24 protein-coding genes are annotated in these 23,549 nt (G+C 38.3%); 11 read left to right on the plus strand and 13 right to left on the minus strand.

The window, feature by feature from the left end:
* The first annotated feature begins 269 nt into the window (after positions 1–269).
* Positions 270–872: a GTP cyclohydrolase II gene (gene ribA, locus FY049_RS10780; protein WP_016539373.1), complete on the plus strand. Its 603-nt coding sequence runs from the start codon at positions 270–272 to the stop codon at positions 870–872.
* Between the two features lie 35 nt (positions 873–907).
* Positions 908–1,369, plus strand: coding sequence for a DUF4844 domain-containing protein (locus FY049_RS10785; protein WP_239044806.1), 462 nt, complete (start codon positions 908–910; stop codon positions 1,367–1,369).
* A gap of 211 nt (positions 1,370–1,580) precedes the next feature.
* Here the strand turns inward: FY049_RS10785 and hemN are convergent, their stop codons facing one another.
* Complete coding sequence (gene hemN, locus FY049_RS10790; protein WP_327857809.1) at positions 1,581–2,945, minus strand: oxygen-independent coproporphyrinogen III oxidase; 1,365 nt, start codon at positions 2,943–2,945, stop codon at positions 1,581–1,583.
* 274 nt (positions 2,946–3,219) lie between these two features.
* Between hemN and hemF the strand changes: the two genes are divergently transcribed.
* Positions 3,220–4,161 (plus strand): oxygen-dependent coproporphyrinogen oxidase, encoded by a 942-nt coding sequence (gene hemF, locus FY049_RS10795; protein WP_105714590.1) that lies wholly within the window; start codon positions 3,220–3,222, stop codon positions 4,159–4,161.
* A 286-nt stretch (positions 4,162–4,447) separates the two neighbouring features.
* Here the strand turns inward: hemF and FY049_RS10800 are convergent, their stop codons facing one another.
* Entirely contained in the window at positions 4,448–4,642 is a 195-nt protein-coding gene (locus tag FY049_RS10800) for a hypothetical protein (protein WP_035371912.1), read from the minus strand.
* 197 nt (positions 4,643–4,839) lie between these two features.
* Here FY049_RS10800 and aroE point away from each other — a divergent pair, with 197 nt between their 5' ends.
* Positions 4,840–5,628 carry a shikimate dehydrogenase gene (gene aroE / locus FY049_RS10805; RefSeq protein WP_105714591.1) on the plus strand — a complete coding sequence of 263 codons (789 nt, stop codon included), beginning with the start codon at positions 4,840–4,842 and terminating at the stop codon, positions 5,626–5,628.
* A 78-nt stretch (positions 5,629–5,706) separates the two neighbouring features.
* Here aroE and FY049_RS10810 read toward each other — a convergent pair whose 3' ends face one another.
* A complete protein-coding gene (locus FY049_RS10810) occupies positions 5,707–8,112 on the minus strand; it encodes a hypothetical protein (protein ID WP_419279457.1) in 2,406 nt (801 codons plus the stop codon).
* 233 nt (positions 8,113–8,345) lie between these two features.
* Between FY049_RS10810 and FY049_RS10815 the strand changes: the two genes are divergently transcribed.
* The gene (locus FY049_RS10815; protein ID WP_004725609.1) at positions 8,346–10,169 is read left to right on the plus strand and encodes an acyl-CoA dehydrogenase C-terminal domain-containing protein; all 1,824 of its coding nucleotides are present in this window, start codon (positions 8,346–8,348) and stop codon (positions 10,167–10,169) included.
* 212 nt (positions 10,170–10,381) lie between these two features.
* Here FY049_RS10815 and FY049_RS10820 read toward each other — a convergent pair whose 3' ends face one another.
* Positions 10,382–10,867 (minus strand): hypothetical protein, encoded by a 486-nt coding sequence (locus FY049_RS10820; RefSeq protein WP_262781795.1) that lies wholly within the window; start codon positions 10,865–10,867, stop codon positions 10,382–10,384.
* Between the two features lie 76 nt (positions 10,868–10,943).
* Positions 10,944–12,098, minus strand: a complete 1,155-nt coding sequence (hemW, locus tag FY049_RS10825) for a radical SAM family heme chaperone HemW (protein WP_446083708.1) — start codon at positions 12,096–12,098, stop codon at positions 10,944–10,946.
* A gap of 118 nt (positions 12,099–12,216) precedes the next feature.
* On the opposite strand from hemW, the gene FY049_RS10830 reads away from it, so the two are divergent.
* Both FY049_RS10830 and FY049_RS10835 read left to right on the plus strand, forming a co-directional pair.
* Positions 12,217–12,678 carry a DMT family transporter gene (locus FY049_RS10830; RefSeq protein WP_004725603.1) on the plus strand — a complete coding sequence of 154 codons (462 nt, stop codon included), beginning with the start codon at positions 12,217–12,219 and terminating at the stop codon, positions 12,676–12,678.
* A gap of 40 nt (positions 12,679–12,718) precedes the next feature.
* Positions 12,719–14,074, plus strand: coding sequence for an MATE family efflux transporter (locus FY049_RS10835; RefSeq protein WP_166781771.1), 1,356 nt, complete (start codon positions 12,719–12,721; stop codon positions 14,072–14,074).
* 83 nt (positions 14,075–14,157) lie between these two features.
* On the opposite strand, the gene FY049_RS10840 is transcribed toward FY049_RS10835, so the two are convergent.
* A complete protein-coding gene (locus FY049_RS10840) occupies positions 14,158–14,373 on the minus strand; it encodes a DUF1737 domain-containing protein (RefSeq protein WP_034616427.1) in 216 nt (71 codons plus the stop codon).
* Between the two features lie 199 nt (positions 14,374–14,572).
* On the opposite strand from FY049_RS10840, the gene FY049_RS10845 reads away from it, so the two are divergent.
* Positions 14,573–15,871, plus strand: a complete 1,299-nt coding sequence (locus FY049_RS10845; protein ID WP_004725597.1) for an ABC1 kinase family protein — start codon at positions 14,573–14,575, stop codon at positions 15,869–15,871.
* A 294-nt stretch (positions 15,872–16,165) separates the two neighbouring features.
* A complete protein-coding gene (locus tag FY049_RS10850) occupies positions 16,166–16,414 on the plus strand; it encodes a type B 50S ribosomal protein L31 (RefSeq protein ID WP_004816804.1) in 249 nt (82 codons plus the stop codon).
* A gap of 69 nt (positions 16,415–16,483) precedes the next feature.
* On the opposite strand, the gene crcB is transcribed toward FY049_RS10850, so the two are convergent.
* Positions 16,484–16,864 (minus strand): fluoride efflux transporter CrcB, encoded by a 381-nt coding sequence (gene crcB / locus FY049_RS10855; RefSeq protein WP_446083709.1) that lies wholly within the window; start codon positions 16,862–16,864, stop codon positions 16,484–16,486.
* 125 nt (positions 16,865–16,989) lie between these two features.
* Positions 16,990–17,838, minus strand: coding sequence for a DUF2071 domain-containing protein (locus tag FY049_RS10860; RefSeq protein ID WP_224964343.1), 849 nt, complete (start codon positions 17,836–17,838; stop codon positions 16,990–16,992).
* A gap of 145 nt (positions 17,839–17,983) precedes the next feature.
* Here FY049_RS10860 and FY049_RS10865 point away from each other — a divergent pair, with 145 nt between their 5' ends.
* The gene (locus FY049_RS10865; RefSeq protein WP_056512141.1) at positions 17,984–18,316 is read left to right on the plus strand and encodes a HopJ type III effector protein; all 333 of its coding nucleotides are present in this window, start codon (positions 17,984–17,986) and stop codon (positions 18,314–18,316) included.
* A 47-nt stretch (positions 18,317–18,363) separates the two neighbouring features.
* On the opposite strand, the gene FY049_RS10870 is transcribed toward FY049_RS10865, so the two are convergent.
* From FY049_RS10870 to FY049_RS10880, 3 genes are all read right to left on the minus strand, one after another.
* Positions 18,364–18,774, minus strand: a complete 411-nt coding sequence (locus FY049_RS10870; RefSeq protein WP_004725587.1) for a GFA family protein — start codon at positions 18,772–18,774, stop codon at positions 18,364–18,366.
* A 99-nt stretch (positions 18,775–18,873) separates the two neighbouring features.
* Positions 18,874–20,079 carry a TIGR03862 family flavoprotein gene (locus tag FY049_RS10875; protein ID WP_224965550.1) on the minus strand — a complete coding sequence of 402 codons (1,206 nt, stop codon included), beginning with the start codon at positions 20,077–20,079 and terminating at the stop codon, positions 18,874–18,876.
* Positions 20,069–20,731 (minus strand): SAM-dependent methyltransferase, encoded by a 663-nt coding sequence (locus FY049_RS10880; protein ID WP_333664876.1) that lies wholly within the window; start codon positions 20,729–20,731, stop codon positions 20,069–20,071. Before FY049_RS10880 ends, FY049_RS10875 begins: the two co-directional genes overlap by 11 nt.
* A gap of 76 nt (positions 20,732–20,807) precedes the next feature.
* On the opposite strand from FY049_RS10880, the gene FY049_RS10885 reads away from it, so the two are divergent.
* Entirely contained in the window at positions 20,808–20,975 is a 168-nt protein-coding gene (locus FY049_RS10885) for a DNA gyrase inhibitor YacG (RefSeq protein WP_004725583.1), read from the plus strand.
* Between the two features lie 804 nt (positions 20,976–21,779).
* Here FY049_RS10885 and FY049_RS10890 read toward each other — a convergent pair.
* Both FY049_RS10890 and hemH read right to left on the minus strand, forming a co-directional pair.
* Positions 21,780–22,424: an MBL fold metallo-hydrolase gene (locus tag FY049_RS10890; protein ID WP_004725581.1), complete on the minus strand. Its 645-nt coding sequence runs from the start codon at positions 22,422–22,424 to the stop codon at positions 21,780–21,782.
* Positions 22,425–22,444: 20 nt separating this feature from the next.
* Positions 22,445–23,455, minus strand: coding sequence for a ferrochelatase (gene hemH, locus FY049_RS10895; RefSeq protein WP_446083710.1), 1,011 nt, complete (start codon positions 23,453–23,455; stop codon positions 22,445–22,447).
* Positions 23,456–23,549 lie beyond the last annotated feature (94 nt).

The following is a 23,549-nucleotide window of genomic DNA, read 5'->3' on the forward strand; positions in this document are numbered from 1 at the left end:
GGTTAGCATGATTGTGAGAACCAATGATATCACATTCAATCAGCCACATTTATAATGATGCGTCATTGGAACTTCCAAGTCAGCAAGTGTGCTCTTGGTGTCAATTATCATGAATAATCTATCTATATATCAACTATTATCGTGTGCTTTATACAAAAAAGAAATTTTTATAGCAATGTTATCTATAAAAACATGCTTTACAAACCTACCAATGTCCAAGCATTACGCTATACTTTAGCCAATTTCTAAACAAATAGATGGAAGATTCTGTGTCAATAGAGTTTGTTGCCACTTCAAAATTACCCACTGCTTATGGTGATTTTAAAATTTCTGTATTTCAAGATCCACAAACAGGTGAAGAGCATGTTGCTCTTTCTAAGGGTTTAGAAATCGCGCCTACAAACCCCGTTTTAGTTCGTATTCATTCAGAATGTTTAACTGGCGATGCCTTTGGTTCATTAAAATGTGACTGTGGCCCTCAATTGCACAACACCATGAAAATGATGAATGATGCAGGCCAAGGTGTGATTTTATATTTGCGCCAAGAAGGTCGTGGTATTGGTTTGACCAATAAAATCCGTGCTTATGCTTTGCAAGATCAAGGGCATGATACCGTTGATGCAAATTTATTGTTAAACCTACCTGCTGATGCACGTAAATATGATATGTGTAGCATCATGCTCGATCATTTACAGGTTAAACAAGTCAGGCTAATTACCAACAATCCATTAAAATTAAAAGCTTTAACAGATTTAGGTATTGATGTATTAGACCGTGTACCGTTGACAGTGGGCTTAAATAAGTTCAATGAAGATTATTTAAAAACCAAACATGATCGTATGTCACATATGTATGAGAAAGATGATTTTTAAATAATCACTAAGTTAAATAATAGGAGACTGAACTAATGAAATTAAGCTCAACCTTATTTGCAATCAGTCTCCTTTTACTCAGCACATATTGTCAGGCATCTGATTCAAAAACCCAATCTGCAACCATTCAACAATTAAGACAGTTTCAACAACAAGACCATTTCTTGCCCGATAATTTTTTATATACGGGAATCAAAAATCCTCAATTAAAGCAAAAACTCAATCAAAATATAGCCGATACAAGTCAAGCTTTTATTAAACTTTATGAGAGTCATACACCGCCCTCTAAAAAACAATTACTTAAAACTCTTGCTGATGGCATCAATCAAATTGACCCATACAGCCTAGATACAGATGATAGAGAACAAGTTGCTGTTAGCTATGAAAAATTTTTAGATATTATTGGCCTAGAAAGCTCAGATGGTATTTTAAATACTTGGGTATATGGTGAAGTCATTAATAAGTTAATTGAACAAAAGAAATCAGTAAAACCATAACCTCTCTTATTAATTCACTAATTTTTATAAATAAAACATCAAGAAAGGTTTTGCTATCGCGGATGGCGACAGGGATGTCGCCGTTGGGCAAGGGTGACAGGAGTCCCCTTTGCCCAACAAAGGATTTTTGTTTCTTTTCATCCCTGAAAAGAAAGGAATCATCTACACTTCTTCATCTAAATTTTTAAATACAATATTTTGTAAAATATAATCAAATCGTCATCGAGAAAATTTGCGTTTCAGGCTTTCTACGCTTTAAATGCAAATCAAACGCCATACAAATATTACGGACAAAAGGCTTCCCTTGCTCCGTGATCACAATCCGATCCGCTTCAATGTTCAATAAACCATCATGCTGCATTTCAACAAGCTGTTGAATCACATCACCACGCTCAGCAAAATCCATCGTTTGATCTGACCAAGAGGTTTGAAAGGTACACATCAAATTCAAAATATGCTGACGAATCTTTAAATCTTCGACACTTAGCACATGCCCTTTCACCACAGGAATTTCATCATTTTCAAGAGAGCTGTAATAGGCATCTAAATTTTTTTCATTCTGTGCAAAGCTATACCAACTATCACTGATTGAAGAGAGGCCCAATCCGATCATGACTTGTGTTTTTGATGAGGTATAGCCCATAAAATTACGATGCAAAGTACCTGCATGAAATGCTTGATACATCTCATCTCGATCTAAAGCAAAATGATCCATCCCAATCTCATGATAACCATGGGCTAAAAGTTGCTTTTTCCCTTCTTCATACAGGGTTCGCTTCATTCCATCTTTGGGCACATCATGATCTTTAAACCCACGCTGTCCATTGCCCTTAATCCAAGGCACATGCGCATAACTATAAAAAGCCAAGCGATCTGGCATTAACGTATTAGTCAAATCAATGGTATGCAACACATCTGCTAAATTTTGAAATGGCAAACCAAAAACCAGATCATGGGAAATCGATGTATAGCCAATGTCACGTGCCCATTGCGTCACTCTTTCTACATTTTCAAAGGGCTGGACACGATGAATGGCCTTCTGAACAGTCTCATTATAGTCTTGCACCCCATAGCTGACACGGCGAAAACCGAGCTCATACAAGGCTTGTAAGTGTTCTCGCGTGGTATTATTAGGATGCCCTTCAAAACTAAATTCATAACCAGCCGCAATATTGGCTTTGGCTAAAATACCCTGAATTAATTGTTGTAAATGCTTAACTGAAAAAAATGTTGGTGTTCCACCACCCAAATGGATTTCTTTAATGATGGGTCTGTCTGCTAACAACTGACAATATAAGTCCCATTCTTTTAAAACGGCTTGAATATAGGGTTGTTCAACATCATGCCGTTTCGTGACTTTTTTATGGCATCCGCAAAATGTACATAGACTTTCACAAAATGGTAAATGAATATAAAGACTGATGCCTTCAACGTGATTAGACTCATCAAAAGAGCGCTTTAAGGTCTGTTTCCATTGTTGCAGCGAAAATGATGCCTCCTCCCAATATGGAACCGTTGGATAACTGGTATAACGGGGTCCAGCAACATTGTATTTTTGAATCAAGGAACAACTCATATTCACTGCTCGATACGCAATTAACATTCAAAATGAAATAAACCCAAAAATTGAATTTATCCTCAATACATTGTGCTGAGCTTAAAGATAGATTTCAACCTAGCGAATTGCTCGGGATTCCCTAGCGTGTATCCGCGATATCCAAAGATTTTTCAGGCTCATTCGATTCATTCACACCAAGTTCAAAACATGCCTTTATGATGACTTGGTTTTGTTTTTTTAGCGTTTTATGTTTTGATGTAGAAAATTTTTCAATTCTCCTTTGAGGATGATCATGCAAAACCCGACTTCTGCAGATATTCAACGTGTTCGTGATTTCCTAACAGATTTACAAGCTCGAATCTGCTCTGCCCTAGAGCAACAAGAAAAATTAGGCCACGGCACTGCAACATTTGAAATTGATGACTGGCAACGCCCTGAAGGCGGTGGTGGTCGTTCACGTGTTCTACAGAATGGTACTGTGATCGAAAAAGGCGGGGTGATGTTTTCTCACATCAACATTTCCAAACTGCCAGCTTCAGCAACAGAACGACATCCAGCAATTGCTGGAGCCAAAGCACAAGCCTTGGGTGTTTCTTTGGTCATTCATCCAACAAATCCCAATGTTCCAACATCTCACGCCAATGTACGGCTATTTGTTGCAGAACCTGAAGGACAAGCACCAATTTGGTGGTTTGGTGGTGGTTTTGATCTCACGCCTTTTTACCCAAATGATGAAGACGTTTTATCTTGGCACCAAACAGCATTTGATCTGTGCGCACCGTTTGGTGAAGAAATTTATGCGGAACATAAACAATGGTGTGATGATTATTTCTATTTAAAACATCGTGATGAACAACGTGGTATTGGGGGTTTGTTTTTTGATGATTTAAATCAATGGGATTTTGAAAAATGCTTTGAATATATCCAAGCGGTCGCTAATGGTTATTTAAATGCTATTTTGCCTATTTTCCAAAGAAATCAGGATAAATCATTTACACAAGCCCAACGAGACTTCCAACTGTATCGTCGTGGTCGCTATGTTGAATATAATTTGGTTTATGATCGCGGGACTTTATTTGGCTTACAAACTGGTGGTCGAATTGAATCTATTCTGGTCAGCATGCCACCGCTTGCAGCTTGGTCTTATCGCCCAGAATGGGATGAAAATAGCCCAGAAAAATGCCTCACTGATCATTATTTAAAGCCTAAAGACTGGTTGTCGATATTAAAATAATCTCCCGCCATTTATGCTTCATCGTTTAAAAAGCTATCTTTCATTCAAGATAGCTTTTTCACTTAAACCGCTGAATACTTCTGAGAAAATAACGCTTGAAAGATTTACTCACAATTAAAATGAGAATAATTCACGATAAGAATACTTTTTTAATTTAATATATGCTCAAACTTGAGCTAAGATACCAACCTTAAAATTTCCTTAATTTTTTTGAAAAAAGTCTTAGCGTTTAAAGAATATTATAGCAGTAGAAACCAGAGGTAGGTATGAGGAATTTATTAGAAAATCACAAGGTTAGTCTTTCATTCAGTATTTTATTTTTATTAGCATGCTCCATTTCAACCACCATCATTTCCAAAGACCTTCTTTCTGACAGTATCTCAATTACTTCTAGTGTTGTTTTATCTGCTGGTTTTCTCGTTGTTTTTGCTATGATTTTTCTTGATTTCTTAGAGTCAGTTTGCAATCCATAAAGCATCATTTTTGAAGCACAACATTTCCCTCAAAACCTTCCTCTTAAAAACAAGCTTTAGCGCGATTAAAAAAACGCTCTAAATCATCAATTTATTCAAATTTTAGCATAAGCTAAACCGCATATAATTTGGTTGTGTCATCCATTTTCACGTATATTGTCGACATTCTCTAAAAATCAACACAATCAATACTTGGACATTTGGCATGAGTAAACTTTTCGCAGTCATTGGAAATCCGATTGAACACTCTCGTTCACCTGAACTACACCATGCCTTTGCAGAAAAGACTGGTATTGATCTCAACTATGTAAAACGTCTTGCTCCACTCGATGGCTTTACCACAAGTGTAACTGAATTCTTTGCTCACAATGGTGTAGGTATGAATGTTACTGTGCCATTTAAAGAACAAGCTTTTGCCTTATGCCAACAACTAACAGAACGTGCAAAAATCGCCAAGGCAGTCAATACGCTTTGGATGGAAAACGGGGTATTGCATGGTGACAATACGGATGGACAAGGTTTAGTCGATGCGATTAAAGCGCTAGACTGGACTTTAGACAACGCAGATATTTTGATTATTGGTGCAGGCGGTGCAACTCGCGGTGTGGTTTACCCTCTGGTAAAAGCCGGAGCTAAAAAGATTGTGATTGCCAACCGTACCCGTTCACGTGCGGAACAATTGGTGGCAGATTTACAAAGCGCTGTTCCTGAAGCAGAACTTTCCGCTTGTAGCCTAGATGAATTAGATGGGCAATTTGATCTTGTTATCAATGCGACTTCGGCAAGCTTAACGGGTGATGCACTGATTCTTCCTGAAACCTTAACCTTTCACCATGCTTATGAAATGGCCTATGGCAAACCTTCAAGCTTTATCGATCAAGCCAAAGCGCGCCAGATTCCAAGCTCAGAAGGCTTCGGGATGTTGGTTGGGCAAGCCATAGAAGCGTTTTATATTTGGAATGGGGTCCGTCCGAATTTAAAAGATTTTCTTTAATCATAGATATATCTTTGTTTCAAAAAATCCATAAAAAAGAACCTCAATTGAGGTTCTTTTTAACAACACCAAGATCAATTACTTTAACTTGGCATCACTCAAGATCTGATAGGTTTGCTTAAATAAATCATAATCAATAAATTCAGTCGCGTCTTGATCTAAGCCAGCAACAACTTGATCGTTAAATTTATTGCGTTTAAACGCAGTATAAGACTTGGCTAAAATCTTCGCTGTTTTGATAAAGTCTGCACGTTGCCCTTTTTCAATCTCATTTTCCGCTTCAAACTTCTGCATATAATATTGCGCAAAAACGGCTTCAGTGGTTTTGTATTTTTTGACTAAATTCTGAATTTCTAAAACACTTTGTTTATCTTTCCAGACTTTAGCCACGATCTCATCAACAGCATTTCCAAGCCCATCATCATATTGGTGGTCATCTTCCAAATGATGCTTTTTCTGTAAAGCTTGGATCTGTTTTAAAGCTTGACCTTTCGGATTGTAAATCTCTTCATCAGAATAAGAATATGCATAAATCGCTGCAATTTCCTGTAAATCTTGAGCAGAGTATTGTTTAATTAGCTCAGGTTTTTCTGCAGTCAGTTTGGCAATAAATACGGCTTTATAGGTTTTTTCATATAAACCCGTTTGTGCATAAACTTGTTCAGCCAACTGTGCTAAACGCTCATCTAAAGTTAAGTATTTTTGTTCTGAACGACTGCCTGTATCACCTGAAACACCCGCAATACCGCCTACAGCTTGCTCCATAATGCTGCCTTTAAAGATATCTTTAAATGGTTTGGCTTGCTGTAAAACACTCTGATCGATCTTGCTGGCATTTCCATAATTAAGGAATTGCATATCCATCTTAACATTCAGTTTACGATTTAATTTATCAAAATCCACACCCAAATCATAATCTGCTTTTACCGCCCGACCTTTGTTATCTAAAGTCAGATCGACGATTAAAGGATTACGTTTGTTTTTAGGCGGCAAACTGGCTTCAACTTCAGTATGATGTTGATTCCACAATTGTTTAAATTGTTGAGCATCAACCAACTGGTCTTTGGCATAGCCTGTAAAGGTTTTGACAAGCGCTGCATTACTTTGCTGCTCTAAAGCTTTACTGGCTGAAGATCCATCATCCTTTGGTTCAGCACTTAAAACATCAATTTCATAATGATACTGACAATATTCCACATCACCAAAACGTGGATTAGCTTTTGCTTTTGTTAAGTCTTCACATTGTTGTTCAGTTAAAATTTTCTGACGCTCTGCTGATGCGTCTTCAGACTCAGCTTCAACGTTATCATCTTCCTGATCGGCAACATCAGAAGTTTGGCTAGTGGCATAGTCTTCATCATCTTCAACTGTTTTTTTAGCCGCGTCTTGTGCATCTGCATAAACAGCATCCACCTCTTCTTCAGACGCTTCATGAGATTGACGATTGACGGCACTATAAAGTTGATACATGGCACTAGCGGCATCAGCCACACCTGCATCATCAGTACGGATCCCCGCTGAAGCTTCTTCTACTGCTTTCATTGCAGCTTGTGCCGCCTCGTTAGCAGCATCGCTTGATTGGCTTTCTCCAGCAGTATCTAAGAGTTTTGCAATATTTGTAGGACTCAATCCAAGCACTGAATTCATGAAATATTGACGATTCACTGTGGAATACAATTGCCCTTGCAAAAACATTTCTTCAATGCTGGTAGTTAAGCGGATTTTTTCGACGATACCTGCTTGCTTCTCAGCTGAACTCACCGCAAGATTTTCAATTTGATTCGGGGAAGCAATCAAATAAGAAGTTGCGCCTGATTGTTTAAGAAACTCAACCAAGGCTTTTCCATTCACCTTGGCAATATCATCTTTGTATTTAGAAAAATCATAATAGGCATATTTATTCTGATCTTGTGAATTGGCCAAATAAGGCATTAAAGAAAAAATATGGGTATAGAATTTATAATTATTGAGATCCAATACTGTAGGAACACGCATTTCCACAGAAAGGTTGGGTTTTTTATACTGCGTTTCTAAGTTAAACGATGCCATTTTCTGACGATAATTCACAGTTCCATCATAACGAATCTGTAAATCATTCACGATATTTTGTACAACATCTGCGCCCATACCAACAAAGCGATTTGAATACTTAGAATCTTGCTTAGCAATTGCTTGATAAAGTTCTTTTTTCTGTGCATCGGTTAATTTAATTTTTTGATCTCTTAGATACTGATTGACCTTTTTTTCAATTGTAGGATCTAATTGCTTTGTATCAGCTGCGTTGGCTTTCTGAACGCTATCAAGTCGAACCTTGACTTGTCCACGATAATCAAAATTCGGATATTCATACAAGGCATTAAAGCCTTGAATTGCACGTTGCGGAGCGTCTTGATCTGCATTTAAAGCATTGCTTTTAATCACATGTGTAGAACATGCCGATAAACTCAAACCCAATAGACACAATGTTAATTTTTTTAAATGCATGATAGTTCTACCCACTTGAATATTATAATGACAATAAAAACAACAAGGAAACAATAAAAAACAAAGTGTACAAGACTATCAAAAAATCAACAAATTCACATGTGCTTTTTCTACCAAATTCGCATTTCTGACAATTTTTTTAGAGAGTCTTATCAATGTAATTCCCATATGATTATGAATAATGAAGCTATAGATTGAAAATCCAAAACTATTTTTAAATTAGGATTAAACACATGCCAGCATATAAAGCGCCGCTCCGTGACATACGTTTTTTAATGAATGAAGTTTTTGACTATTCTGCACATTATAAAACACTATCAATTGGCGAAAATGCCGATGCTGATACTGTCGATATGATTTTAGAAGGTGCTGCAGATTTTTGTGAAAATGTACTTTCTCCACTGAATCAATCTGGCGACGAAGAAGGTTGTCATTTTAAAGATGGTGAAGTCACGACACCAAAAGGTTTTAAAGAAGCCTATAACCAATTTATTCAAGGTGGCTGGCAAGGTCTGTCTTATCCTGAAGAGTTTGGTGGCCAAGGTTTGCCGATGTCATTAAACCTGATCAAATCTGAAATGATGGGGACTGCAAACTGGTCATTCACCATGTACCCAGGTTTGAGCATGGGTTGTATGAATACCATTTTGCAATTTGGTACAGACGAACAAAAAAATACCTATATGCCACACCTGACTGCAGGTACATGGTCAGGAACAATGTGTTTGACTGAACCACAATGTGGTACAGACTTAGGTCAAGTAAAAACTAAAGCTGAACCTAATGCTGATGGTACTTATGCAATTACAGGGACAAAAATCTTCATCTCTGCCGGTGAACATGATTTAACTGAAAACATTATCCATATCGTTCTTGCGCGTCTTCCAGATGCACCAGCAGGTACCAAAGGTATTTCATTATTTATTGTGCCTAAATTCATCCCTACAGCTGAAGGTACAGTGGGTGAACGTAATCCTGTGACTTGTGGTTCTATTGAACACAAAATGGGTATTCGTGCATCTGCAACTGCAGTATTGAACTTTGATGGCGCAACAGGTTATTTGATTGGTGAAGTGAATAAAGGCTTACATGCAATGTTCACGTTCATGAACACAGCACGTATTGGTACTGCTGTACAAGGCCTTGCTCACGCGGAATTATCATTCCAAGGTGCTTTACCATACGCAAAAGACCGTATGTCTATGCGTGCTCTATCTGGTAAAAAAGATCCAGATAAAGTGGCTGATGCAATCATTCACCATGCCGATGTACGTCGTATGCTTTTGACTCAAAAAGCATTTGCAGAAGGCGGTCGTGCCATGATTTATCACGCAGCTCAGCTTGCAGATAAAATGACCGATGCAATGTTACAAGGTGATCAAGCAAAATTTGAAGAATATGATGATAAGCTTGGTTTCTATACCCCGATTCTCAAAGGTTTCTTAACAGAAATGGGGCTTGAATCTGCGAATTTGGGTATGCAAGTGTTTGGCGGTCATGGCTATATCAAAGAGCATGGCATGGAACAAATTGCACGTGATGCGCGTATCGCGACTTTGTACGAAGGTACAACAGGTATTCAAGCACTGGATTTAATTGGCCGTAAAGTGCTGCTTTCATCTAAAGGCAAAGTGGTTCGTGAATATACCGCTGAAATCTTGAAATTCTGTGGTCAACATGCACGCAACAAATATATGCGTCGTTTTGCCTGGGATTTAACCAAGATCTGTGCGCAATGGAATGCTTTGACTGTTCGTATCATGCTTGCAGCACGTAAAGACCGTGAAATCGTATCGTCTGCTTCTGTCGATTTCTTGATGTTCTCTGGTTATGCAATGATGGCTTACTACTGGGCACAACAAGCAGCAGTCGCTTCTGAAAAATTAGCGTCTGGTAACGGTGCTGAAGTTCCTGAGTTCTATAAAGCAAAAATCAAACTTGCAGATTTCTACTTTGAACAATTATTACCACGTTCACAAGGTCATGCTGAGTCTATGGTGAATCCATCTCGTACCATGATGGCACTTGATGCAGAACACTTTAGTTTTGATTACTAAAATTTAAAATTTCTGAAAAAACAAAAGAGCACTACGGCGCTCTTTTGTTTTTAAGATATAACAGTGCAAGCTACACTATAGTGATATTCATTCACTTTTATCGAAATCACAGTCTTAAAAACCCGTAACTTAAAGATGCCCTTAAGCAATCGCTTTAATGCTTTTAAAAATTGATCTGTTTAAAAGCCAACAGAAAATTCTGTCATCCCCTACTATTGAGTTTTAGATGCAGGTTGAGTAATGGTTTTAATCAACTTAAATCGATTTTTTTCAAGCACATAAAAACGTGTAGTCACTTGATCCACTGCATAGTTTTGATCCATATGCTCTTCTTGTGTGACTAAGAGACGGCTGTTTGAACGTGTTGCAATCACATCTTCAGTCCGTTCCTCACCACCAAAGCCATCCGCTAAAAGCTGACCCGTACGTTTATTGACAAAAGAATAGACTCTACATCCCCCGCCACAGCCCCACATGGTGGTGACATATTCACCGGCAAAATCTGTTTTTTGTGTTAATGCATCTCTTAGTCGAGTGCGAAACATATTGGCACTTGGATCTGCAAGATCAAGTTTCGCGGTCTTGCCTGTATACACAGCTTTAACAGGATAGTCGCTAAATTGAGGGACAACGTTTTTTGCATATGCCAGCGATAGGCTTGCCACAGCAAATAACATACTGATTAGAAACTTATTCATTGTGATGACCTTAACTTTTAATAGATTATTGTTTTAAGTCAGATCATAACAAAAGCTAAATTGTTGTGCTGTAGATTTATAGAAACTCTTCCAGCACAGAATTTAAAAATACATGACCTTGCGCTGTACATGCCAACTGTGTGTCATCATTCAACATCAATTTACGCTGTTTTAATGAACCAATCACCTGATCTAAATCAGACAAATTCAATCCTGTACGTTCAAGATATATTTGGGCATGAACACCCTCATTTAAACGTAAAGCATTCATCATAAATTCAAAAGGCATGTCTTGTTTTTCAATACGTTTAAATTGCAAATGTTCAGCAGGCACTTTGGCTAAGTAGTCTTTAGGCAAACGGGTTTTTTGAAAACGGTATACGCCATCAGCTTGGGTAATTTTGCCATGTGCTCCCGCCCCAATCGCTAAATAATCGCCAAATTGCCAATAATTTAAATTATGCGATGACGGTTTTTCTTTACGCCATGCAGACACTTCATAATTGATAAAGCCATTGGCCTTTAAATATTGCTCACCCTGTTCTTGAATGGTTTCCAAAACATCATCTACAGGCAAAATAGGTTGAGTGCGGAAAAAAACCGTATTCGGTTCAATGGTCAATTGATACCATGAAATATGGGTTGCCCCATTTTCGACGGCAAGTCTTAAGTCATATAAGGCTTGTTCTAAAGTCTGTTCTGGCAAACCATGCATCAAATCTACGTTAACCCGTTGAAAACCCGCTTGTTTGGCATGTTGAATGGCAGAAACAGCATCATCATTGGAATGGATACGCCCCAGCTTTGTTAAATGATCAGGATTAAAACTTTGTACCCCAAGCGATAAACGATTAATTCCAACATCTAAATAATCTGCAAAAGGATCATGTTCAACCGTCCCTGGATTGGCTTCCAAAGTAATTTCACAATCCTGCTCAAACGGGACTAAAGCTTTTAACTGGGTAAAAAGCCACTGATAACCTTGTGCGGAAATCAATGACGGTGTTCCACCACCAATAAACACACTATGAATTTTACGTCCCTGAGCAAAATCTACTTGGGTTTTAAAATCTTCAACCAGTGCCAATAAATATTCTTGCTCTAAATCTAAAGACAGCTTTCCATCGGGTACAGCATGTGAGTTAAAGTCACAATACGGACACTTACGGACACACCACGGCATATGGATATAAAGCGACAAAGGTATATTTTGAGGTGTTAAATCAGTCAAAGAAGGCTCAGAACAAGTTTAGAGAGTGATTATTTTAACATGACTTCTACCATCCGATTAGAACAAGTCATGAATTTGCTTTAGACTGAACATTAACAATAAAAGTAGATGAAGAAGAATGCTGAAATTATCGAGTCAATTATTGTTCCTTTTACCACTCACCATGGGTATTGGCATTGCCATGACCTTTCAAACCGCTATCAATACTCAATTGCGCGAATATCTGCATTCTCCATTACAAGCTGCCCTTTTATCCTTTTTAGTTGGTACACTATTGCTCGCTATTTTGGTGATTGTGCAAGCTGAACAGAGACCAACCCTTTCAAGTTTAGCGGTGATACCTTGGTATCTTTGGCTAGGTGGCTGCTTAGGTGTTTATGCAATCAGTATGAGCATTTATACTGCACCGAAACTGGGTTTTTTAACCCTGTCAGGCTTAATCATTTTTGGACAAATTGCAATGTCGATGATCGTTGACCAATTTGGACTACTGGGTACAGATAAAACGCCAGTAAACTGGCAACGTCTTTTAGGTGGCGTGGTGATTTTTATAGGTGTGCTTCTCACTCTACAACGCTAACCAATCTATTTTCTAAGCACATTTAAAACGAGTATTTACTGTGTCTGCATCGATAAAAGCCACAACTACCCGCTTTGAATTAAAGCAACTTTTTAACTTAATGCTCCCAATTTTAATCACTCAGTTTGCTGCAGCAGGCTTTGGATTGATTGATACCATTATGGCTGGGCATATGTCTCCCGAAGATCTTGCCGCAATTGCTGTTGGTGTAGGTTTATGGATTCCTGTCATGCTGCTGTTTAGTGGCATCATGATCGCAACCACGCCTTTAGTGGCAGAAGCCAACGGCGCACGCACCCCAGAAAACATCCCTTCGATTGTTCGTCAGTCTTTATGGGTTGCCTTATTGCTGGGTATTATTGGCATGCTGGTTTTACAGATCATTCCTTTATTGTTGCCTTTGGTTGGTGTGCCTGAATCTTTATTACCTAAAGCCAGCTTGTTCTTACATGCGATTGCTTTTGGGATGCCTGCTTTTACCATGTATTCAACATTGCGGGGCTATTCAGAAGCTTTAGGCTACCCTCGTCCTGTCACAGTGATTAGCCTTGTTGCGCTTGTGGTACAAATTCCGCTGAACTTTATTTTTATGTATGGAATTGGGCCTATTCCACACTTGGGAAGTGCCGGCTGTGGTTTTGCAACAGCCTTGTTGCAGTGGATCATGTTCATCACGATTAGCATCTATATTTTAAAAGCCAAACGCTACCAAGCCACACAACCCTTAAATATGTTTGAGAAAATAGACCGCGTACTGATTAAACGTATCCTCAAACTGGGATTACCAATTGGTTTGGCGATTTTCTTTGAGGTCAGTATTTTCAGTACAGGTGCAATTGTACTCAGTCCGCTTGGTGAAGTTACCGTTGCAGCACATCAAATTGCCTTATCCATAACATCACAATTGTTTATGATTCCGATGTCATTGGCTTTAGCGCTGACCATTCGTACAGGGACTTATTTTGGCGAAAAGAATTGGTATGCGATGCGTAAAGTCCAGAAAGTTGGATTAATGACCAGTACCTTATTTGCCTTTATCACCATGTTACTCCTGTTAATTCTACGCCCTCAAATTGTGTCCGTTTATACCAGTGACTATGATGTTTCCCAAGCAGCAATATATTTAATTTTATTTGCGATTGGCTACCAACTTATGGATGCATGGCAAGTCAGTGCTGCGGGTTGTTTACGTGGAATGCAAGATACCAAAGGCCCAATGTGGATCACCATGCTGGCCTACTGGATCATCGCTTTCCCTGTTGGAATTTATTTAGCACGCTATACCGATATGGGCGCCGCTGGGGTATGGACAGGACTGATTATCGGACTGACCATTGCCTGTGTTTTATTATTAACGCGTCTGTATATGAACAATAAAAGGTTGAGTCAGGCTTAAATTAGAAACGTTTATATTTAACGCGTTTACCTAAAAATAATGCTGTTTAAATACAGCATTATTTTTTATAAGTGTCCTTTATTTTACTCAGATTGAAGCTGATAGGCTTGCTGAAACTTTTCAGACATCTCAGATTCATTGCCAACCTCTTTTACAATGGCTTGCCCGACAATGACATCAGTCCCATTAAATGTCATCGTCGGAGAACCATATAACTCATAGCCGTCATTTAAAGCTTTACTGACCCGTGCACAGAAATTCACATCATCCTTACCAGTTAAATAACGATAAACTTTCATGATCCAACAACGATTAAAATATTGAAGAATATTTTAATCCAAAACTCCTGAGAAGAAACCGATAGCGTGCTGGGTATTTTAAGATTAAAAATAGCCAAGTAGAAACAAACGCTTAACAAATTAGAGTAGGCAGTTTAACAATAGTCGCCTATGATCAAAATGAATTAAACGTCTAATCCCAATTAAAGGATGGTTACGAATGTCGAAAAGTACCAGTACCCCAGGTCGCCGCTTTATGAAACTTGCGAGTATGACTGCAAGTATCGCGACGAAAACGGTATCAAATTCAATTCGTAACTTTAATGCGGATGAAGAACAAAAAAATGAAGCGCGCAGTAAGCTGTTCCAAGATATTGGTGTTCAAATTGCAGATACCTTAGGAGAAATGAAAGGTGCTGTGATGAAAGTTGGTCAAATCGCCTCGCAATATAAAGATATCTTTCCACCTGAAGTCGCACGGGCAATTGCTAAATTGCAACGTCAAGCGCCTGCAATGCCATTTGCTGAAATTAAACAACAAGTAGAACGCGAGCTAGGCAAACCGATTGATCAAACCTTTCTGCATTTTGATGAACAACCCTTCGCAGCAGCATCTATTGGTCAAGTCCACAAAGCCATGTTAAAAAATGGCACTGAAGTTGTGGTCAAAGTACAATATCCTGGGGTAGATGAAGCTTGTGAAAGTGACTTAAAACAGGTTCGTTTGGCATTACGCTTAATGGGTGTTTTAAAAGTAGATAAAAAATTACAAGATCGCTTATTTAAAGAGATTCAAGACAGCTTACATGAAGAACTCAATTACGAAATTGAGGCACAAAACTTGCAAGTTTTTAGAACATTCCATCAAGCTTTGGACACAAAAATCATTATTCCCAAAGTGTTTACAGACTATTCGAGTCGTCGCATCTTAACCCTAAGCCTTGAAAAAGGTGAAAGTATTGAAACTGCAAGTACTTGGGATTTATCTGTGCGCAATGAAATTGGTCGCCGCTTAATCTTGGCATTGGGTCAACAAATTTTCTTCTTAAAACGTTTCCATTGCGACCCTCATCCTGGCAACTTTGCTTTCCGTGAAGATGGCAGTGTGATCATTTACGACTTTGGCGGTGTAAAAACCTTATCCAATGAAATCATTACTCATTTCAAAGCCTTGGTCAGAGCTGCACGAAAACAAGATATTGTGACAATTGAAGAGCATTTAACGGTTTTAGATGCGTTAGCTGAAAAAGGTAAGTTTCCCGTAGAATTGTATGAGGCATGGCTTGAAATTTTATTACGACCGCTGACTACACATTATGATTTTGCTGAAAATTCAGCACATCATGATGGCATCAAACTGGTGAAAAAATCATTGAAGTATTGGGATGTATTCAAACCATCGCCAGATACTTTAATGGTAAATCGTACGATTTCAGGACAATACTGGAATCTGATTCAACTTAAAGTCAATGATAATTTAAAAGATCTCTTTGAAGAGCTGGTGCCTTTACAAGACTAAGTTGTATTGATGTTTTTTATTGAAGTCGATTGCATCCAATTCATTTAAAAGTGACATGATCAATGCATTCATTTTAAAAAATTTCGTTATGCACTTCATCTAATTTTAAGGATAAAACTTTACATTAAACTTATATTTGAAGTCTAAGCCAGATCCTCCTGCTTAGGCTTCTTTTTTATCTCACTTTTTTCCAAGTTCGATATACAACATTAATACGCATCAAATGAGGTACTTTACAAGTTAAATGTAATATTATAACATTACACCATGTTTAAATAATTAGAGGTTAAAACCATGCGCCAAGGTATCCACCCAGAATATCGTCAAGTGTTATTTCATGACACCAATGCCAATGCATACTTTGTTATTGGTAGCACCATCAAGACAACAAACACCAAAGAATATGAAGGCACACAATATCCTTATGTCACACTCGATATATCCAGTGCTTCACATCCTTTCTATACAGGTGAAATTCGTCAGGCAAGCAATGAAGGTCGTATTGCCAACTTCAATAAGCGCTTTGCCCGTTTTAAACGTTAATTGAACTGTATGTTGTGTCTAAGCCTAAGCTTCCCTCAGCTTAGGCTTTTTCATTTTGAATATTGCACATTATTTTGTGGATAAAAGCATTTGAAAAATATAAAAGCCAATTGCTAAACAGATCACACCAACGATCACACTAGAAACAGTATAAGCCAAAGCTATTGAAAACTGTCCCTGCCGAATCAGCTGGAATGTTTCCAGACCAAAACTGGAAAAAGTTGTAAAACCACCGAGGATTCCAACCATTAAAAATAATCGAGTTTCATGCTGTAAAATAGGATAGCGCTGGGTAAAAGCAAAAAAAATCCCAGCCAAGAAACAGCCCAAGATATTGATCGACCATGTTGTCCAAGGGAATAGGCTATGTGGTTTAGAAATAATAAACCCTGCACCATAACGTAAACTTGCACCAATTGCCCCACCGCATGCGACCAATAGCCAATTCATGTTTAGATATCCTTAAAACTTTTTAAAAAACGCATTTAGCCACCATCCGATTTTTTACAGCTCAGCTTGTTTATAAGCAGCTTGTGTATAAGCGGATAGTTATCCACAGATTAACATGGAGAAGCTTAACGATCTAATTTAAGTGGCAACTCATTTCTGACATAAAAGTCCAAAGTTGGCACAACAAAGGCAAATACATCTTGTTCACGAACACCCCATTGTTGTAGCAAGGGGCAAGCAATATTAAGCACTTGCGCAGGCAGAACCTGACTAAAATCAAAAGGCATTTCAATATCCCCTTGTGATAGTTTTTCAGGTTGATCGACCCATTCTACCCATGCATGGTCTTGTTCAGCCAGATATTGAATGGCCTCATCCCATGAAGAGAATAAATTTTGCCACGCCTCAGGCAAGCGCGGATCTGTATTGATTTGAACCGTGCTGGATAATTGATAAACTGGATCAAGTTCGAGTTCTGTTTGAATCAGCTGTTCAGAGACTTGATGAACAAATTTCTTTGCATATTGTGCTGGCATCGCATCACTTGCCAAACGCCCACTCAAAACATAAAGTTGCTGGTCAATCACAACTTGCTCGAAAATCACCGTTTTATCCTGTTGTGTAGGGGCAATATAAAAGCGCCAATTGCTTTGTTTCGGTGATGGCATCAATTTGCGTAATGGACCTAAAAAAGAAAAACCAAAATGTTCATGCTGATATGTCAGTATGGTAAAAATCGTTTTCCCTTGCTTTTCCCATAACTGAATAGGCTGTGGATAGCGTGAACGAACTTGATCTATATTCACCAACCACGACAAATACACAATATTCTTGACCTGACTTTGTAACTGTAGGAAAGGAATAAAACGCATCAAGATACGGCGTAGTTTTAATAATAATGGGCGTTCAGCAAAAAGACCGATCAGGCTCAAAATAAAGTTTGAATCTTGATTTTTAATATTATGACGATTCATACCGACCTATTTTTATGGATTTCGATGCTGTTATTTTAGCAAATATGGTTAAAGAATGGCCCATCTCAAAATATAAAATAGCATTACTGAATTATTTAACCATAGGCTATGATATTGGCACGATTTAACACGGAATTTTCACATCATGGCTCAAGAATTATTGAAACAACTTCAAGCAGGCGATGCAAAATTTGCAGATGTCATCAATCATATTGAAGCTCGTTATACCCACACCCCGACTGCATTCCAAAATGGTCAACAGCATAATGCTGCCACAGAGAACCAAGGCAGTGCCAAAGTTTTTTCTTTTGCACAATTAAATGATTTAGATCAACAACAAACGCTAAATCTATTTGCAGAACATTATGCTGCTGTTTTGGCAACACCTGATGCAACAGACCATCAGAACATTCGCCAATTTATGCAAAATGGTTGGAATGGCATCAAATTTGAAGGCGATGCTTTAACTGCAAAATAACAACAACACAATCAAGTCAGGGATCTATTCGATCCCTTTCTACACGATTATGGACGCTCATCATATTGAGGTAAACCGTCACAAATCGTATCCCACTCTGCTTTATAAGCAGTAAAAATATGCATTGTTGGCTTCTGTTCTAAAGCTGTATCTAAAGTTCCAATTCTTAAACGATAGGTATCTGGTGTCTCTGCTTTAATACTGATGATCGGTGAGCCACATTCTTGGCAGAAACAACGTGTTGTTGTTGCTGTCGATGCAAATTTTTTCAGTAATTCCTCACCTTTGGTAATTTTAAAATCTGCTTTTTGAATTGGCGCATTGGTCGCAAATGCTGTGCCATTGGCTTTACGACAACGTTGGCAATGACACTCGATCACCTCTCCAATTTCACCATGAATCTCATAGTGAATACCGTCACACAAACAACTTCCTGTATATATTTTTTCAGCAGACATTGAGAAAATCCCCCTATTTCAAAGGCTATTGGCAATAGCATCAAACTAGCATAAAAGTCGCGTTTTTAATCAAAACACCATCATTTTTTTTGCCTAATCTCATCTATTGAGATATTGATGTACACCCTCACCCGCAGCACGCCCTGTCGCAAAACACGCAGTCAATAAATATCCTCCTGTCGGGGCATCCCAGTCCAGCATTTCACCACAACAAAATACATGGGGATTAGATTTTAGTTGTAAATGCTGTGTTAATACGGCTTGCTTTACACCACCAGCACAACTGATCGCTTCTTCAATCGGACGAAATCCCTGAAGCTCAATTTTTAAATGCTTAATCTGGTGTGCGAGTTTTTCAGGAGTGTTCCACACTGATTTATCTACCAATTCACGAATCAGATTGGCCTTGGCAGCATCTAACCCTGCTTTTCGCCAGATATTGGTACTGGATTGCTTTTTGGACGGCTGTAATTTCTGTGTAAGCTGTTGAACAGTTTGATCAGGTAACAAGTCTAAATAAATCGACATCGGTTGATTATGCTGTACCAACTGACGTAATAATCGCCCCTGCTTATAGATGAGACCACTTTCTAGCCCATAATGGGTAATTACAATATCACCTTGTGTCTTCGCAGAATTTCCCACCCAAGCGTCTACACGTTTAAGAGGCTGACCAAAGACAGGTTGCATATAATTCGACCATGCCCGAACCACACCGGCATTGCTCGCTTGAAACGCTTCAATTTCAGAAGCAGGCAACCACTTTTGCCATGCACCATCACTACCTAAACGTGACCATGACACAGCACCACAAGCCAGAATAATCGCATCAAAATTCAAAAGCTGTGCTTGATTGTTCCTGAGATCAAGAATTTCGAGTTGTTGCTGCTTTAAATCTATTATTTGATGACGATAATGAAATTGAACGTGCTGTGCTGCCAACTGCTTTAACCAAGCACGTAACAAAGGCGCGGCCTTCATTTCTACAGGAAAAATTCGTCCTGAACTGCCCACATAGGATTCAATCCCTAAACCATGCATCCAATTTTGAATCCATCTCGCATCCCACTTTTCAACCCAAGGTCTTAACCATTCCACATGATCATAACGTTGAATAAATTGTTCAAATACTTCTGCATGGGAAATATTTAGCCCCGTCTTTCCAGCCATCAAAAATTTACGAGCAGCAGAAGGTTTCTGTTCAAAAACATGAACTTCATAATCAGTTGTAGATTGACTTAAAACATCTGCAGCCATTAAACCTGCTGGTCCTGCCCCAATAATGGCAATTTTCTTAATTGGCATCAGACGGCTCTGATATGTTTTCAACACTTTTACCCTGACGTGGTCCGACCTCATCAAAACGAGTTTGATAATGCTCAGGTTTAGCAATAATCAATTGCTGACACAATTCACCACGTTCTAAATATTTAATTTCAAAATGCGTACGTGCGGAATCTGATGCAATCGTTTGTTTTTCATAAGGCAGCTTCCAAACATCTTTTAGTTGCTGTTCTGCTTCAGCAATATATTCAGGAATATTACTGGCTAAAGTGATGCTGCCATTTGGAGATAATCTGGAAATCAGAAATTCAAAAAAAGGCATATTTAACCAGCGTTGCGCAGGATTATGCGGTTCTGGATTTGGATATAGAATAAAAAACTGTTGTACCTGATTGGGATAAAGTGCATGCACCACCCACGGTAATGCATCAGCATGAATAGGGGTTAAATTTGTTTGAGCTTCCAACTGATGCTGTTTTTGCATGGCAATATATTTTTCACGGGTTCTTTCTATCGCAATCAATTTCAGTTCAGGGTGCTGTTCAGAAAAGAGCAAGGCATGTTTGCCCTTTCCAGCCCCAATTTCTACACAAATTGGGTTATTTTCAATACATTGAAAATCACGAGGAGCATGCATACGCTGTGCTTGAAATTGACGAATCGACATAATCAGATCAAACTAACAAGAAATCGTTCACAAGTTTAACAACTCTTTACGGTTTTTGCTTTTTTTAAATGAGGATTTCCATATGTCTAAAACTTTTCCTTGCCCTCGCTGCGGTGAGCCTTCTACATGGGAAGGTAATGAATCTCGTCCATTTTGCTCTGAGCGTTGCAAACTGATTGATTTAGGCGCATGGGCCAATGATGAATATACGCTACCTACAGACGACGCACCTCAAGCAGAAGATTCTTAAGCTGCGTACCAAGTTTATATACACACTACACCGAGTCAGCACACATTTTATTAGAAATAATGAAATAAAAATATACTTAAACTTCACAATAACTATTTATTTTTGAATCTGTATAGCGATATGATACTGCATGTTTCACTTCACACTTTATATATAAAAATTTGATTAGTTTCAATTTATAATGAAACTTGGAGTATTAAGGTGCCTATAGGCTTAAATTTTTTTGTCACCATCCTTGCAATTTTATGCGCTTTTTTTACTTTTATTGGAATATATGCTCTCGATTTTTCGCTTATCGCAATTGGAATTCTATTTGCAATAGTCATCTTATTAATCAAATTAGAAATGGTAAAGTAAAATGATTTAAATCAATTTAACAATATTATTAAACTATTTAATAGATCTCTTTCATAAATCAAAAAACGATCATGTTGAGCGAATTATATGGGTATTGAAAGTTCCTTCTTCCTTTGAAAAAAGGCTAGGATGAGGGGGATTTTATATTGATTTATAGTTTTAAAAAGGACTTATGAAAGAAGCCTAATTTTAATTTTCTCATTCTCCACCAACATTATTTCAATGGTGAGATGAATGACTTTTGCAGGAGTTATTTAAAAATGAGAATAAACAACATCGTTCTATGATCTTTTTTCACTCAGATCATTCACGTTACTATTATAGATTCTTACTAAATGTTGGATCATCAATAAACTATACATTTAAAACAAAAATGGTGAGTAAAACACTCATTACTTCACCATTTTCTCATTTCTTATTTTTACTATAAAGCCAGACAGTGAATACTTAACCCGCTTTACTTGCCACAAAAGGATTGTGTTGCTTTTCAAAACCAATGGTACTCATTGGGCCATGCCCTGAAATAAATTGAGTTTCATCAGGCAGGGTAAAACATTCACGCTGAATTGAATCTAAGAGCTGTTGATGGTTGCCTTTTGGAAAGTCAGTACGACCGATTGAACCTTTAAACAGCACATCCCCTGTCCAAAGCACGCCATATTTGGCATTGTAAAAAATGACGTGGCCTGGTGTATGCCCTGGTGCAAAACGCACTTCAAACTCTTCATTCCCTAAGCTTAGCTTTTCGCCACCCTCTAACCATTGATTGACATGAACAGGCTCAGGAATTGGAAATCCATAACGGGCAGATACTTCTTGAATCATTTCTAACCAAAACAGGTCTTCTTTATGCGGACCAATCACGGGCACATTCCATTCTTTGACCAATGCACCTACCGCACCTGCATGATCTAAATGACCATGTGTTAACCACAATGCTTTGACTGTCAGTCCTAATGCTTCAACTTCTTGTTTTAATTTCTCAGGCTCACCACCAGCATCAATCAATACCGCTTCTTTGGTTTCCGAATCCCAAACAATAGAACAATTTTGGGCGAATGCAGTAACGGGTACAATCTTGACTTGTAACATGATAATTTTCCTAAAAAACCCTATACCTTTAAATGAAACTTGAGTGTATTCAATTGAGTCTGTAAAAGTTGCTCAAATAAGTCAATATGATCCGCACGGCTATTTAATGCCGGAATGTAAGCATAATGTTGACCACCTGCCTGTAAAAACAATTCAGCATTTTGAATCGCCAGCTCTTCCAAGGTTTCTAAACAATCTGCCGAAAATGCAGGACTCAGCACTTGAACAGATTCAACGCCTTGCACTGCCCACTCGTGCAATAGCTGGTCGGTATACGGTTTTACCCATTCTTGTTTGCCAAAACGGGATTGGAAACTGATCCCCCATTGGTCGTCTTTTAAATTCAACGCCTGAGCCACCTTAAGTGCAGTGATACGACAACGCTCTGCATAAGGATCACCTTTATCGGCATAAGGCTGCGGGATCCCGTGAAAAGACATCAATAGTTTAGCGGCTGGTCCATATTGCTGCTGATAATCACGCACACTGTTGGCTAGCGCCTGAATATAAAGTGGGTGTTGATAATAATCTCTAATAAAACTTAAACCCGGAATATTGCGTTGCTTTAACAACCATTGTGCAACAGCATCATATAAAGGGGCTGTTGATGTCGCCGAATACTGTGGAAAAAGCGGGAAAAGAATAATATGGTCATAATGCTTGGTTTTCGCATCATTCAATACAGCATCGATACCCGGTCGCCCATAGGTCATCGCTGGCACAATATCTAAATCTAAATCAACATTCGTACTTATTAATTTTTCTTGTAGAGATTTAACTTGTTCAAATAGAATTTCACGCATCGGTGAATCATTTGACCAGACTTGTGCATAAGCTTCGGCAACACGCTTTGGTCGAAAAGGCAGAACAAATGCATTTAAAATAATTGCCCATAAAATTTTGGGAATTTCGATGACACGCTGATCTGATAAAAACTGCTTTAAAAAAGCTCGAACAGCTGGAGCTGTAGGCGCATCTGGTGTCCCTAAATTAGCAATAATAATCAGGACTTTAGGTTTAGATAAAGACATTTTCACCCGATTTACAGAATAGTTTATCTCGAATGATCAGCTTAACAGAGTCTTTATCTAAACAAAATTTTTTATCTTAACTCACTCAATTTAT

The organism is Acinetobacter sp. 1125_18A (assembly GCF_052824985.1).